Here is a 13,351-nt window from a genome sequence, read left to right on the forward strand (position 1 = left end):
TTAATTGTTTGGAAATCCACTACCTATTTTGGGCAGTGGATTTTTCGCAAGTGGGCGGCTTAGTTATCGATGCAATTTTGGATTTATCCAAAGAGATAAATCCAAAATTGTTTATTATTGCGAATACGCAACAATAAACGCTCACATGAAATATATTTACAACCTTATTGGTAATGACTGGATTAAGGAAAACATTAGTATGATTGTTCTGGTTCCTACTCTATTGGGAGGGATTTGGCAAATTATCGAATTGTCCAGGATTGGCACTCCATATATTAGATTCTTTTCAGTGTCTCAGTTGGTTTCGGACGGGCTTTTATTACTTTTCATTTTTGCATGGACTTATTTGGTATGGAATTTTCTTCCTAAAATAGAGAAGAATCAATCCGCTCCAGCAAACGCTGAGGTTTCCACTGAAAATGGAGATTATGCACCGGAGGTTTCCGCTATCCCAACTTCTAATGGCCTTTTTAAGAAGGTACCCGACCGGGGTTACTTTAAGAAACGGGACGGATATATCCTAGCTGTGTTTTTAGCAATTTGTTTAATGATTATCTACGTATGGGCATGGTTGCCCGAGGTACTGACACCTTTTCTTGCCAAGGAAAAACTGTCCATTATGATGATTGTTTCGATCTTCACTGGCGTGGCAATAAGTTGGGCAGGTTTGACTGCAATTTTTGGTGTTTTGCTAGAGATCAACAATGTTGAATTGAATCGGGATAACAAGTGGGTAAAGTGGCTAACGATCTACCTTTATATTTTTGGTTTCTTTGGTGGACTATTTTTTCTATTCCATTTTCTTACCCTGTTTCATCGCTCTTATCTTTTACCTGACAACCTAAAGAATTTGCGGTACATAGAATGTAAGGTCAGAGCCAATAACAAATCTTTGAAATCATATGGCATCGAATATTTTAATGACAAGTATATTTTTGTTGCCATTTATGACATAAAGAATAAGCAGTCCATTGAAGTATTCAAGTTTGAGGATTTTCTCGACAGTTCAGCCTGTGATCAAAAATGAGAGGTAGGTTGGCCTCGTCCGAATGTGTGTCAAAACCCCGGATATGCCTGCCCTAGGCAGAATCCCATTTAATCTTAGAAATATTATCTTTGGTTTAACCAAACAACCATTATACGATTGGAAAACGATTTTTTAAATTTGAATGATAGTCCCAGATTCATTGGACGAGATGATGAACTGCAAGCTCTGGATCAAATACTTCGTGAACGCCAGCCTCGAAGGCCGGTATTTGTTTCTGGAGCAGCCGGATCAGGAAAAACAGCGCTTGTAAAACACTGGCTTTCCTCACGGAGGTACAATGCCGAGGCGATTTGGACAAGCTTGAATGAGTTTCCAACTGTCGACCACGCTATTGATGACATCATCCCTCAAATACAACGTTATAGTTCAAATAATCCAAATAGCCTTAAAAGAGTGCCATTTGAAAGTGCGATCGTCATAATAGATGATTGCGACCTTTCTACTGCTGAACTTAGAAAAGTTACGGCTGCTATCTTGAATTATAAAGTAGTTTTATCGGTCGTTTTCATCAGTAGAAAACACATGCTACTGGAAGGCTATCGCGAGATTTTATTGGGTCCATTGGATGATTTGCATTCAACGGAACTGTTAAAAACACTTTTAACCTCTGAGAACATTGAGCCTGACGAACTACTACATCTTTTAAACGCAGCCAATGGATATCCCTTGGCTATCAAATTACTGAGCAGGCTAGTTGGAAATTTGGATTCGGCCACGTTACTTTCAAATCTTAATCTGCCGCTTTACAAACTTTCCAATAATTTATTTATTCCCGATACGGAAATTGTTCCCGTTGTATCCCCTATCATTGTTTCAGCCAGCAATAATCTGATTACTTCCTTAAAAAAGCAACCCGCTGATCTTCACAAATTGACCCCAAGGGAATTTGAAATCTTATTGTCGGATCTTTTGCGGGATATGGGCTGGGAAGTAGAACTAACTAAACAGACCAGGGATGGTGGTGCGGACATACTGGCATATCTTAATACCGATGTTGGAAGATTGTTATGTTTGGTAGAAGCTAAGCACTATCGCCAGGACAGAAAAATTGGCGTTGATTTAGTTAGAACGCTCTATGGTACACTGTGTGATAAACAGGCAAATAGCGCAATGTTGGTCACAAGTTCATCATTTACCCGGGATGCTCGCGAGTTTCAGCAGAAACACGAATATCAACTGAGTTTGCGCGACTATGCTGATATCATTAGCTGGCTTTCTAAATATGGAAACAAATAATTCCAACAATCCTAGATTCATGGTGTAATTAAACATTGATTACCTCTATTAGCATATATTCTTTTCTATCATTAAAGCTGGCAATGCCGGCTTTTTGTGTTTCTAAGGTGCACTACCCTTTTTGGGTGATGGGCTAATAAGGGCAAAATCCCACTATCGTGTGATTGACCTGATTGTTTTTGTATCACAGTTTTGTGTTGGAGCGGCAATGGTGCCACTTAAACCTGATCTACTGTGAATAAAAAAGAAATTCTTTTTGGACTTGTTCGACTTTTGATTTTGGCGCTGCTTTGTGTGGCTGTTTCGTTTTCTGCGGGGCCGAAGCCTTTGCCCCTGCTGATTATGTTTTGTTTTCGGATCCCTAGTATCCAATTCGGCTTAACAGATAAAATTTTGGGGTATCCCCTATTCACTCCCCATTTATAGCTTTTAGAGTTTGGCAGTTTTGCTCTTGATCCCCGGGGCAATGGAGTCTTGGGGTTAAAGCAAAAATGATATGTTAAAAGCGTTTTCATGGCCGGACTTTTTATTGGCCAGTATTATTCTGAGCCTGTTTTGGTGGGCAGTGATTTGGCTGATTTATTTCAGGCGTAAGGGTTTGGCTTCTGCTGAGCCGCTGGATCACAATTGGGATCATTTGGAAGAAGAGTTTGAATCTGAGCTGATGGGAAAGCCGGTACTGGATACCGGGGTGAAGGTGGTGGAGGCGGATGATTTTTCCTTCGGTGTGGATGTAGGTGCTGATCGTGATTCTGCTGACCAGGTGGAGCGATTGGGTGATCTGGCGGATGTGCAGGCAGAGATCCGGGAGGTATGCAAGGTGCTGGCGGCTGAAGACGGTACAAAGGATGATTTTTTTGTGCTGTTTGAAATGGTGAGAAATAAGTATCCAAAGCTTGGTTTGAGTGCTTCGCTTCCTGCTTTGAATGGCTTTATCCGTGAACATGTGCCTTTTGCGCTGAGTGAAGAGGAGCTGGAAGGGATTTGGGCTTAAAGGTCTTTGCTGGATGTTTCTGTTAGCTTTTTTTGGGTTTTATCCCTTGTTGTTTTGATTCTTTTAAGGTTTTTCCTGCTTTTTCTTCCGAATTCATGGCTGGCTTTCGCCTAGCTGATCTGGAAAAAGTTTAAGGAAAATTATGAGAAAAAAAACGGGGTTAAATGGGCTGGTTAGGAGTCCGAGAGAAAGGTTAATGGCCAAAGGATGGCTGGCTGTGGCTACGATGTGTGTGTATTCGGTGCTGAATACGGTGGTCGTTTTTGCGCAGAGTGGCGAGGCTGGGATCAATGAGGCGACCAATCAGGTGTCAAGCTATTTTGAAGCTGGCTGTAACCTGGTGTATGCGATCTGCGCGGTTGTGGGTTTGATCGGTGCGGTTAAGGTATTCAACAAGTGGAATGCGGGTGAGCCGGATACCAATAAGGTGGCTGCTGCCTGGTTTGGTTCATGCGTGTTTGCGGTGATTGTGGCTACGGTGTTGAAGTCATTCTTTGGGGTTTAGGTTTTTATTTGTGCCTGGTGTGCTGGTGGCGGAGTATTTTTTCCGCTGCCGGCGTGCCGGCCTAAAAAAAGGAATAGGAAATTTTATGAGTGCAGTATATCAGATTAATAAGGGGGTTGGAAAACCGATAGAGTTCCGGGGATTGCAGGGGCAGTATATTGCTTATCTGGCGGTGGGGCTGGTGGTTTTGCTGTTGCTTTTTACCGCTTTGTATCTGCTAGGTACGCCGCTGGTGGCGCTGTTGCCTTTGGTATTGGTTTTGGGTGGTGGGCTGTTTTTTACGGTGTTCAGTTTATCGGCACGTTTTGGAGTGCATGGATTGGGCAAGTTTATGGCGAAACGTGGATTACCGCTGTATCTGAAGTTTAGCTCCAGGCGATTGTTTACCGGACTTCGGGTTTTGGAGGGTAACAGGGAAAGGCAGGTACGGTGGTGAGCAGAATGATGGAGATGGAAAGGATCATGCCGATCTGGAAGGTGGAAGCTGGGGCGATGCTTTCAATGGCTGGTGATGTGACGATTGCTTATCGGGTGCGGTTGCCGGAGATTGGAACACAATCGGCAAAGGACTTTGAGGGTTTGCATCAGGCTTTTGTAAAGGCGATGAGGGTATTGCAGGCTGGTACAGTGCTGCATAAGGCAGATTGGTTTGTTAGGGATAAGGTTGCTGTAGATACTGTTGGTTTGGTGGATACACTTAAAGGCGCTGGTGAACGATTTTTTAATGGCAGAAGCTACTTGGATCATGAGTGTTTTATCTTTTTGACGCGTAAGCCATTGGGCAGAAAGCTGTCATCTTCGGCTTATTCAAATATTCTGCGCAAATCTATTGTGCCGGTTGGAGGTATGGAAGAAAAGATGCTTGCTGGCTTTTTAGCATCCTGCGGTCAGTTTGAACGGATTTTGATGGATAGTGGCGCGGTTGGTCTGGAACGATTGGATGATGTGGCTTTGGCGGGGACTTCAGTTATGCCAGGCGTAATTGAAAAGTATTGCTTTTTATTGGGGCGCGGGCAAAGGCCGGTGATCAGGGATGTACACATCAAGGATGAAATCCGTGTTGGCCGGGCTCGCTGTGAGCTGTATACGCTGGCGGATGTGGCGCATTTGCCTGCTGTGTGTGGGCCGAGGTTAACTTATGAGCCCTATTCTACAGACCGGACTTCGTATAGTATTGGCTTTGCAACGCCACTGGGGATGCTGCTGGACTGTAACCACATTTATTCGCAGTATGTGTTTATTGGGGATGCGGCGGGGCGGATTCGGGAACTGGAAGCGAAAAAGCTGCGTCTGCAGTCGCTTTCGGGTTATTCGAGGGAAAATGCTATTTCACGGGATGCGGTGAATGATTTTTTAAATGAGGCGGTTTCTACCGGAAAGCTTCCGGTGCGTGCGCATTTTAATGTGCTGTGCTGGTCGGAAGATCCGCTGGAGTTTGCGGAGCTGAAGAATAAAGTGGGTTCTGCAATGTCGAGGCTTTCTGCAGAGTGTAAGCAGGAAAGTGATGGTGCGGCGCAGATCTGGTTTGCCGGGATGCCGGGCAATGAGGCGGATTTTCCGATGAATGATAGCTTCGATACGTTTGCCGAGCAGGCGACCTGTTTTTTTAATATGGAATCTGCTGTGCGTTCTGATCGCTCAGGACTTAGGCTTTCTGACCGTTTGAATGGTAGGCCGGTATTTTTGGATCTGTTCAATGGGCCTATGAAATCGGGGCTGATAACCAACAGGAATTTGTTTTGTTGCGGAAGCTCAGGCGCTGGAAAATCGCTAATGCTTAACCATTTATTGCGTTCACTATATGACGATGGGGCGCACTGCGTGATTGTGGATGTGGGTGGAAGCTATAAGGGTTTATGTGATCTGGTGGGAGGTTATTATTTTTCTTATACGGAAAGCAATCCCATTAAGTTCAATCCCTTTTATATCGGCGCGGGAGATGTGCTGGATATAGAAAAAAAGGAAAGCCTAAAAACTTTGCTTTTGGCGCTATGGAAGAAAGATGCGGATGATTATAACCGCTCGGAATATGTGGCGATTTCTGGTGCGATTACATTGTATTATGAGTATCTGGAGCTTAATCCATCGATTTTCCCTTGCTTTAATTCTTTCTATGATTTCCTGATGCATGAGTATATGGAAGTGATGGAAAATGGCAAGGTCAAGGAAAAGGACTTTGATCTGGGCAATTTGCTTTATGTGCTGAATCCATACTACAAGGGTGGTGAATTTGATTATTTGCTGAATGCATCTGAGAATCTGGACCTTTTGAATGAGCGCTTCATTGTCTTTGAACTGGATAATATACGCGGGCATGAAATTCTTTTTCCGGTTGTGACGATCATCATTATGGAAATGTTCATTTCCAAGATGCGCAAGCTGAAAGGAATCCGCAAAATCTTGGCGATTGATGAGGCCTGGGTAGCGATTGCCAAATCCGGTATGGCGCATTTTATAAAGTATTTATATAAAACAGTTCGGAAGTTTAATGGCATTGCGGCGCTGATTACCCAGGAAGTAGATGATCTGATCTCCTCTCCCATTATCAGGGAAACGGTAATCAATTTATCCGATACCAAGCTGCTGCTGGACATGCGCAAATTCATGAACAAGTTTGATCGACTGCAGGAGGCTTTAGGGCTTTCCGATAAAGCGAAAACCTTGCTTTTGTCGCTAAACAAGGATAATGAGAAAGGCCGTAATTATCGCGAGGTGATGGTGGATCAGGGCGGTCAGGTGATGCAGGTTTACCGCAACGAGCTCGCGTTGGAGGAATATTTGGCCTATACGACCGAGGAATCAGAAAAAATGGTCGTAGAGCAATATGCGAAGAAGTTCGGCGATATGGCTAGCGGCATTGCCGCGCTGGCATCAGAAATTCGCTCTGGATCGAGAAAGCTTTAATGTTTATTCTAACCAATAATTCAAATTTTATGAGACAGATAAATAAAAATAAAAACGAGCATTTGGATTCCCGGATGCTCTCCTATGCGGCAAGAATGCTATTTATAGCTGCTTTAGCTGCGCTGATCGTGATCATTGGGATGCAGCAATCTTGCAGCCGTTTGAGTGGTATGGAAGGGGTTTATGTGAATTCGGCAGGAAGTGAATTTAGTGTAGCCAATGACACTTTAGTGGTGGAGGAGTCAGAGGGCAATCAATATCTGATCCACAGAAAAACAGGTTTTAGGCTGATTTCGCAGTCTGGTGTTTTGGGAAAATTGCAGCATGAGGCGGAGGAATGGACAGCGGATTATGATTCGGATAGTGGCGTTTTGCTTGAAAAGCGGCACGGTAAATCCATTGTCTTTAACACTGATTATTCGGTGATGACGGTGGGAAAGCGCAAATACCAGCGCGTGAATTAACAAGATTTTTTAAGGTTAAAAAATTTAGGATGAAAAAAATTATAAAGGGGCTTAAAACCTATATGGTTGTACTGCCGCTGAGCGCTACGGTACTGTTGACGGCTTTGCCATCGGGGGCATCGGCGCAGCTGGCAATAGCTGAAGTGATCAAAGCAGGCGTAAAAAAGGTGATCAAGGCGGTAGATTTAAAAGTGCAGCGTCTGCAGAATGAAACCATCTGGCTGCAAAATGCGCAGAAGGTGATCGAAAACACTTTAAGTAAATTAAAGCTTGGGGAAATCTCAGACTGGACGGAGCGGCAGCGAAAATTGTATGCTGAATATTATGAGGGTTTGGTCAAGGTGAAATCGGTGATCTCTACCTATAAGAAGATCAGGGAATTGATTTCTACCCAGCAGGCGATTATCCAGGAATACCAGTGGGCGATTTCGCTGTTTAAAAAGGATAAACATTTTTCTGCGGATGAAATCCTGCACATGGAAGAAATTTATACCGGGATTTTAAAGGCAAGTGTGCAGAACCTGGATCAGGTATTTGTGATCATCAATTCGTTTACAACCCAGATGAGTGATGCAGCGCGTATGGAGCTGATTGATGCCTCGGCCAAAGCGATTGAAGACAATTTTAACGATCTGAAAGCTTTTAATGATGAAAACATTGTGCTAAGTACTGGCAGGGCAAAATCGGTGTTGGAGCTGAATAAACTAAAGGAGCTGTATGGAATCGATTGATGTTAGAAGCGTTGGGATCAGGCGTTTTAGAAATGGATTGATTTTGTTGATTGCTGTGCTTTTGCTTGTTGCAGCTGCCGCGCCAAAATGCCGGGCGCAGACATTTGCCGAATGGTTTAAGCAGAAAAAAACGCAGCAGAAATATCTGCTGGAGCAGATTGCAGCCTTACAGGTCTATATCGGTTACGCAAAGAAAGGTTATGAGCTGGTGGGGTTGGGTATTGAGGCTGTTCGGGATATCACTAATGGGGAATTTAATCTGCACAATGCATTCGTATCGGGATTGAAAAAGGTTAACCCTGCGATAAGGGCTGATGTTCGGATTGCCGAGATCATGGCTTTACAGGTGGATATTTTAGCGGGCTTTAATAAGTTGAAAGGAATTGAAGGCTTGCGGCCAGATCAGCTAGTTTATATCTCTTCGGTAGCGGGACTCGTGATCGCGGAATGTTATCAGGAGCTGGAAGAACTGCTGCTGGTTATTACTTCGGGCAAGCTGGAAATGGAAGATGAAGAGCGGCTGGCGAGACTTGATGGCATTTATCAGCGGATGCTGGATAAATCTGCTTTTAGCCGGCACTTTTCGACTGAGATGGGTTTATTGTTGCGCCAGCAGCATCTGGAACAAGAATCTTTAATCAAGCTTAGGAGGTATTATGGGATCGATTAGGTTTTTTGTAGTGCTGGTTTTTTTGCTTGTTTTTCGCTTTGGTAGTGTCTTTGGCCAGAGCCAGGAAGCGCAGCAACTGCTTTTGAATGTAGAAAAGCTATCTCAGCTAAAGAACATTCTATCCGACATGAAAAAAGGCTATGAAGTGGTTTCCAAGGGATATAATGCGGTGAAAAACATTGCTGAAGGAAATTTTTCTTTACATGAAGTCTTTTTGGATGGTTTATGGCTATTGAGTCCAGAGGTACGCAAATATTATAAGATTACCGAAATTATCCGTTTTCAGGCGGCTATTGTTGCTGAATACCGCTCGGCTTTTAAGCGATTTAATTCTAGCGGCAGCTTTAGCGTGGATGAGCTGGAATATCTTTCTAAAGTCTATAAGCGGCTATTTGAAGAAAGCCTGGATAATCTAGACAATCTTGCGATGGTAATTACCGCCAATAAAATGCGCATGAGTGATGAAGAGCGGCTGAAAGCGATAGACCGCATTTTTTCGGATACAGTGGATAAGCTGGATTTCTTGCGTGATTTCAATGAGTCGGCAGGTTTGCTCGGTTTACAGCGAGCAAGAGAAAAGAGCGATATCAGGGGTTTAGGCGATTACTTTAACACAAATTAAAATGGGATTTTTTAAAATTTTTGGGATGGCCTTTCTGGCTGTTCTTGGGCTGCTGTTGCCTGGTATCTGCTTTGCGCAATCAGGCGGAGGTTTAGCCGGGAGTATTTCCGGGCTGCAACCGGTACTGGATAATGTTTATTCTGATATGCTGCCGCTTTGTGGCAAACTGATCGGTGTAGCGCGCGGCCTTGCAGGATTTGGGGCATTGTGGTATATCTCCAGCCGGGTATGGAAACATATTGCCAATGCCGAGCCAGTGGAATTTTATCCATTGCTTAGGCCGTTTGCACTGGGAATGGCAATTGTATTTTTCCCTATGGTGATCAGTGTGATGAATGGGGTTTTGCAGCCTGTGGTCTCTGCTACCGGAAATATGGTTAAAAACAGTGACCGGGCGATTGCGGCATTATTGAAACAGAAAGAGGCAGCGGTAAAGAAAACCCAGCATTGGCAAATGTATGTTGGGGAAACGGGTAGCGGAAATTCCGATAAATGGTATCGCTATTCCCATCCAAAGGATCCTGACCGTGAAGATGAGAGTATGCTGGATGCTTTGGGTAATGGCCTGCAATTTCAGATGGAAAAAATGAGCTATAATTTCCGCAACAACATTAAGCAATGGATGAGTGAGATTTTGCAGGTGCTTTTTGCCTCAGCAGCTTTGTGTATCAATACGATCCGGACCTTTTATTTAATTGTGCTGGCAATTCTGGGCCCACTGGTCTTTGGTTTTGCGGTATTAGATGGCTTTCAGCATACGCTAACAGTCTATATCGCGCGCTACGTAAACATTTTCATGTGGCTCCCGGTGGCCAATATCTTCGGGAGTATCCTTGGAAAGATTCAGGAAAACATGTTAAAAATCGATATTTCCCAGATTGGGGAATCCGGTGATACATTCTTTTCTGCTTCGGATAGCGCATATCTAGTGTTTTTGGTGATTGGGATTGTGGGTTATTTCACGGTACCGAATGTGGCCAATTACATTGTGCATGCTGGTGGAGGTAATGCGATGCTGCAAAAAGTGAATTCACTGGTAGTAAGCGGTGGAAGTACGGTGATGTCCGGAGGTACTGCGGCTGGTGGAATGGTGGTGGATATGCTGGGCAATGCGAACCGTAAAATGGCTGGCGGGGAATCATCGGACAGCAATGATTATATGAAGGATAAAATAGCAGGAAAAGGAGGCCAGGGATGATGTTTGCACAATTCAACAATATAGACCGCGCTTTCCAGCACATTAAAAGGTTCAGCGTGGTATTCCTGCTGTCTTGCGTTCTGCTCACTTCAGCTGCGGTTTATTTCAGCTTTACTTTTGTTAAAGAAAATGGTTCCAGGGTTTTTATCCTGCAAAACGGAAAGTTATTGGAAGCGATAGCAACCGAGCGGAAACAAAACCTGCCTGTAGAGCTACGTGACCATATTAAAACTTTCCATAGGCTGTTTTTCACCCTTGATCCTGATGAGAAAGCGATTACAGCAGGAATTGCCAAAGCGTTATACCTGGCCGATGGATCAGCGAAAAAAGCTTATGATAATTTAAAGGAAAGCGGTTATTACAATAACCTGATTTCTGCCAATATTTCCCAGCACCTGGAGGTGGATAGTATCACGCTAGATATTAATCATGAGCCCTATTATTTTACCTGTTATGCTACGCAAAAGCTGATCCGCTCGAGTAGTACAGTGCTTAGAAAGCTGGTTACACGGGGCGAAGTCCGGGTATTGGAATCTCAGACGGACAATAATCCGCATGGATTTTTAATTCAGAAATGGGAAACGCTGGTTAATGCGGATGTTAATCTTAAAGCCGGGCAGCCATGAGGTTATTTAGGAAACCCAGAAAGGATTTGTCCGACGGTCAATTGCGTACAGCTGAAAAGATCGCAGCTAAAATATTGGCAGTTCAGCGATCTTTTGCTAACTGGTTGAACAGTAAAACGGGTGACCTGCATCCTAAAACATGGCTGTTTCTTTTGATCTGTTTTTGCGCCGGGTTTGGCGCTTACCTAATCCGCCTTGTGATACAGCTATTCAATTAATAAAATTTATTCACCCTTAAACAAAAAATTATGAGTAGAACTCGAATGGAAAAGCGAAAGGTTCTGATGATCCTTCCGCTACTGGTAATCCCTTTTTTAGCCTTTGGCTTTTATGCCCTTGGCGGAGGAGGTGGAGTTGATGAATCTGTGGCTCTGGCACCAAAAGGCATTAATACGGTATTGCCTGATGCGCAGTTCAAAGGCAAAGAACCTGAAGACAAAATGGAAATTTATAACCGAAATGCAGTGGATTCAGGTAAAATGGGCGGCATTGATGCCATTGCCGGAAAATTTGGCCTGGAGGTGAAAGAAGATCCGCAGACTGCGCAGATCAATGACAAGCTGGCCGCCATCAATAGGGAGATCAATAAGCCTTATGTGCCTGTGAAAGGCGGTGGTGTAAGTGCTGGCGTTGATCTGACGGGAGGATTTAGGGATAACAGGATGAAGGGTGATGTAGATCGTTTGGAGGCCTTGATGAAAAATATGAAGCAAAATCCAGATGCAGATGATCCTGAAATGGCGCAACTGAATTCAATGATGGATAAGCTGATTGCGGTGCAGAATCCTGATCTGGCCAAGCAACTTTACCAGAAAAAAGAAGTGGCTGTGATTCCTGATAGTTTATTTAAAGCGATTCCGGCAGTGATAGCGGTGAAACAAAAAGCAAGACAGGGATCGGTGGTGGAGCTTCGACTAATGGATTCGGTAGTAATCAACGGGGTGGTTTTTCCAAAGGGGCATCCCCTATTCGGTTTGGCTGCTTTTTCTAACCAGCGGCTAAATCTGGAGATCAAAAATATCCGTTTAGGCAATCAGGTGATTCCGGTAAATCTTACAGTTTTTGATCAGCGCGATGCCATGCCTGGAATTAATGCACCAGAGGCATTATTAACTGATGCAGTAAATGTTGGAACAACGGATGCGATCGGGAGCTTGGGTATTTCGGGTTTTGATCTGACTACGCAGATAGCCGGGGCTGGAATAGATGCGGCGAAATCGCTTTTGACTAAAAAGATCGGTCGGGTGAAGCAGAATTTGAAAGCAGGTTATCCCCTATTACTTCGCGATAATACTAAAAAACGCAGGTAATGCAACCGGCACAAAATAGAGCGATTGCACTATGGCAGAACTGGGAGGCAAAAGAAAAAATGCTGTCAGAAGTCTTTCACAATGATAAGGGGCATGGGAATTTCGAGCGGGAAAAATATGAGTGTTTATCGGCTGGGTTAGCGCGGATTGCTCCTTTGATTGCGCCCGATGAAAAGCTGGTGGCAGCACTGATTGGAAAATCTTTAAAGAGACTGGAAAGGCAGCTTTATCCGAACCGGTTTTTAAGGTCAGCTCATCGGGTTAAAAGAGTGGTTTTTGATCGTCCTATGGCTCGTTTAAGACTGGTTTCTCTTCGGAAAGAAAATATTGCTGTGCTTGATTCTGCTATTGGAAAACTGGGGGTAGATACGGCAAGACTTGATTTGAGTAAGGCACTGGACTTTGAACGAAATGCTATGGATTTCCGGCTTTCTTCGCCTCTTGGCAGGGATAAACGCTTTGAAGTTGTATTGCATTTGCAGAAGGATGATTCGGGGAGGTTTCAGTTTGAGGGTTATACGGGAAAGTTGAAAAATGCTTTGGATACTTCGAAGGAAAAGTCTTTTCACTTTGATGCAGGTCTGGATATTTCATCGAGAGAGGCACTAAACTTACTTGAGGGCCGCGCGGTGTTGAAAGACTTTGATGATTTCGGTGAAAAGAAGTGGCTGCAGCTGGATTTTGATGGTTCCTCGGGTACTGGAGTTATGCGTGAGCTTGGAAGATCAGATAGTTTTAACCTTGGGGATCAGATGGAAAAGATGGCTGAAAGCTTAAAGCGTCCTGAGCTTAGAGAGGCTTATGTACTTAATGCTTTGGAACGGGGAAACCAGGTTGTGGTCAATCAGGTTTCAGGGGAAAAACTGTTTTTAGAAGCCGCTCCGTTATCGGGAAAGATTGTGTTTCGGGATGCCAGTCAAAAGGTCATTGCGCTGGAGAAGTTGCTAAAGAAAAAGGAAAAAAGTTTAGCGCTAACCCCGGAACTGAAAATTACCAGAACTAAGCAGCGGCCACAGGGCAAGGCTTTAGGAATTGCTTAATTG

14 protein-coding genes are annotated in these 13,351 nt (G+C 44.0%); all 14 read left to right on the top strand.

Going from position 1 to position 13,351, the window contains the following annotated elements; translation table 11 throughout:
• Positions 1 to 145 precede the first annotated feature (145 nt).
• Complete coding sequence (locus AW17_RS08295; protein ID WP_029275668.1) at positions 146 to 1,027, top strand: hypothetical protein; 882 nt, start codon at positions 146 to 148, stop codon at positions 1,025 to 1,027.
• 117 nt (positions 1,028 to 1,144) lie between these two features.
• Positions 1,145 to 2,284 (top strand): restriction endonuclease, encoded by a 1,140-nt coding sequence (locus AW17_RS08300; protein WP_051691703.1) that lies wholly within the window; start codon positions 1,145 to 1,147, stop codon positions 2,282 to 2,284.
• A gap of 496 nt (positions 2,285 to 2,780) precedes the next feature.
• Positions 2,781 to 3,278 carry a hypothetical protein gene (locus AW17_RS08310; protein WP_029275671.1) on the top strand — a complete coding sequence of 166 codons (498 nt, stop codon included), beginning with the start codon at positions 2,781 to 2,783 and terminating at the stop codon, positions 3,276 to 3,278.
• Positions 3,279 to 3,504: 226 nt separating this feature from the next.
• On the top strand, positions 3,505 to 3,783 hold the full coding sequence (locus AW17_RS08315) for a DUF4134 domain-containing protein (RefSeq protein ID WP_051691709.1): 279 nt from the start codon (positions 3,505 to 3,507) through the stop codon (positions 3,781 to 3,783).
• An 85-nt stretch (positions 3,784 to 3,868) separates the two neighbouring features.
• Positions 3,869 to 4,219, top strand: coding sequence for a DUF4133 domain-containing protein (locus AW17_RS08320; protein WP_051691710.1), 351 nt, complete (start codon positions 3,869 to 3,871; stop codon positions 4,217 to 4,219).
• An 8-nt stretch (positions 4,220 to 4,227) separates the two neighbouring features.
• The gene (locus tag AW17_RS08325) at positions 4,228 to 6,687 is read left to right on the top strand and encodes a TraG family conjugative transposon ATPase (RefSeq protein ID WP_342421501.1); all 2,460 of its coding nucleotides are present in this window, start codon (positions 4,228 to 4,230) and stop codon (positions 6,685 to 6,687) included.
• Between the two features lie 29 nt (positions 6,688 to 6,716).
• On the top strand, positions 6,717 to 7,151 hold the full coding sequence (locus AW17_RS08330; protein WP_157280247.1) for a hypothetical protein: 435 nt from the start codon (positions 6,717 to 6,719) through the stop codon (positions 7,149 to 7,151).
• A gap of 29 nt (positions 7,152 to 7,180) precedes the next feature.
• The gene (locus AW17_RS08335; protein WP_029275676.1) at positions 7,181 to 7,882 is read left to right on the top strand and encodes a hypothetical protein; all 702 of its coding nucleotides are present in this window, start codon (positions 7,181 to 7,183) and stop codon (positions 7,880 to 7,882) included.
• Positions 7,869 to 8,552 (top strand): hypothetical protein, encoded by a 684-nt coding sequence (locus tag AW17_RS08340; RefSeq protein ID WP_051691704.1) that lies wholly within the window; start codon positions 7,869 to 7,871, stop codon positions 8,550 to 8,552. The genes AW17_RS08335 and AW17_RS08340 overlap by 14 nt, the downstream gene beginning before the upstream one ends.
• A complete protein-coding gene (locus AW17_RS08345; protein WP_029275678.1) occupies positions 8,539 to 9,174 on the top strand; it encodes a hypothetical protein in 636 nt (211 codons plus the stop codon). The genes AW17_RS08340 and AW17_RS08345 overlap by 14 nt, the downstream gene beginning before the upstream one ends.
• 1 nt (position 9,175) lies before the next feature.
• A complete protein-coding gene (traJ, locus tag AW17_RS08350) occupies positions 9,176 to 10,372 on the top strand; it encodes a conjugative transposon protein TraJ (RefSeq protein WP_036669407.1) in 1,197 nt (398 codons plus the stop codon).
• A complete protein-coding gene (gene traK / locus AW17_RS08355) occupies positions 10,372 to 10,998 on the top strand; it encodes a conjugative transposon protein TraK (RefSeq protein WP_029275680.1) in 627 nt (208 codons plus the stop codon). The genes traJ and traK overlap by 1 nt, the downstream gene beginning before the upstream one ends.
• A 248-nt stretch (positions 10,999 to 11,246) precedes the next feature.
• Positions 11,247 to 12,308 carry a conjugative transposon protein TraM gene (gene traM / locus AW17_RS08365; RefSeq protein WP_029275682.1) on the top strand — a complete coding sequence of 354 codons (1,062 nt, stop codon included), beginning with the start codon at positions 11,247 to 11,249 and terminating at the stop codon, positions 12,306 to 12,308.
• The gene (locus AW17_RS08370; protein ID WP_029275683.1) at positions 12,308 to 13,348 is read left to right on the top strand and encodes a hypothetical protein; all 1,041 of its coding nucleotides are present in this window, start codon (positions 12,308 to 12,310) and stop codon (positions 13,346 to 13,348) included. Before traM ends, AW17_RS08370 begins: the two co-directional genes overlap by 1 nt.
• The last annotated feature ends 3 nt before the right edge of the window (positions 13,349 to 13,351 follow it).

The organism is Pedobacter borealis DSM 19626 (assembly GCF_000708285.2).
In the GTDB taxonomy this organism is placed as follows: Bacteria; Bacteroidota; Bacteroidia; order Sphingobacteriales; family Sphingobacteriaceae; genus Pedobacter; species Pedobacter borealis.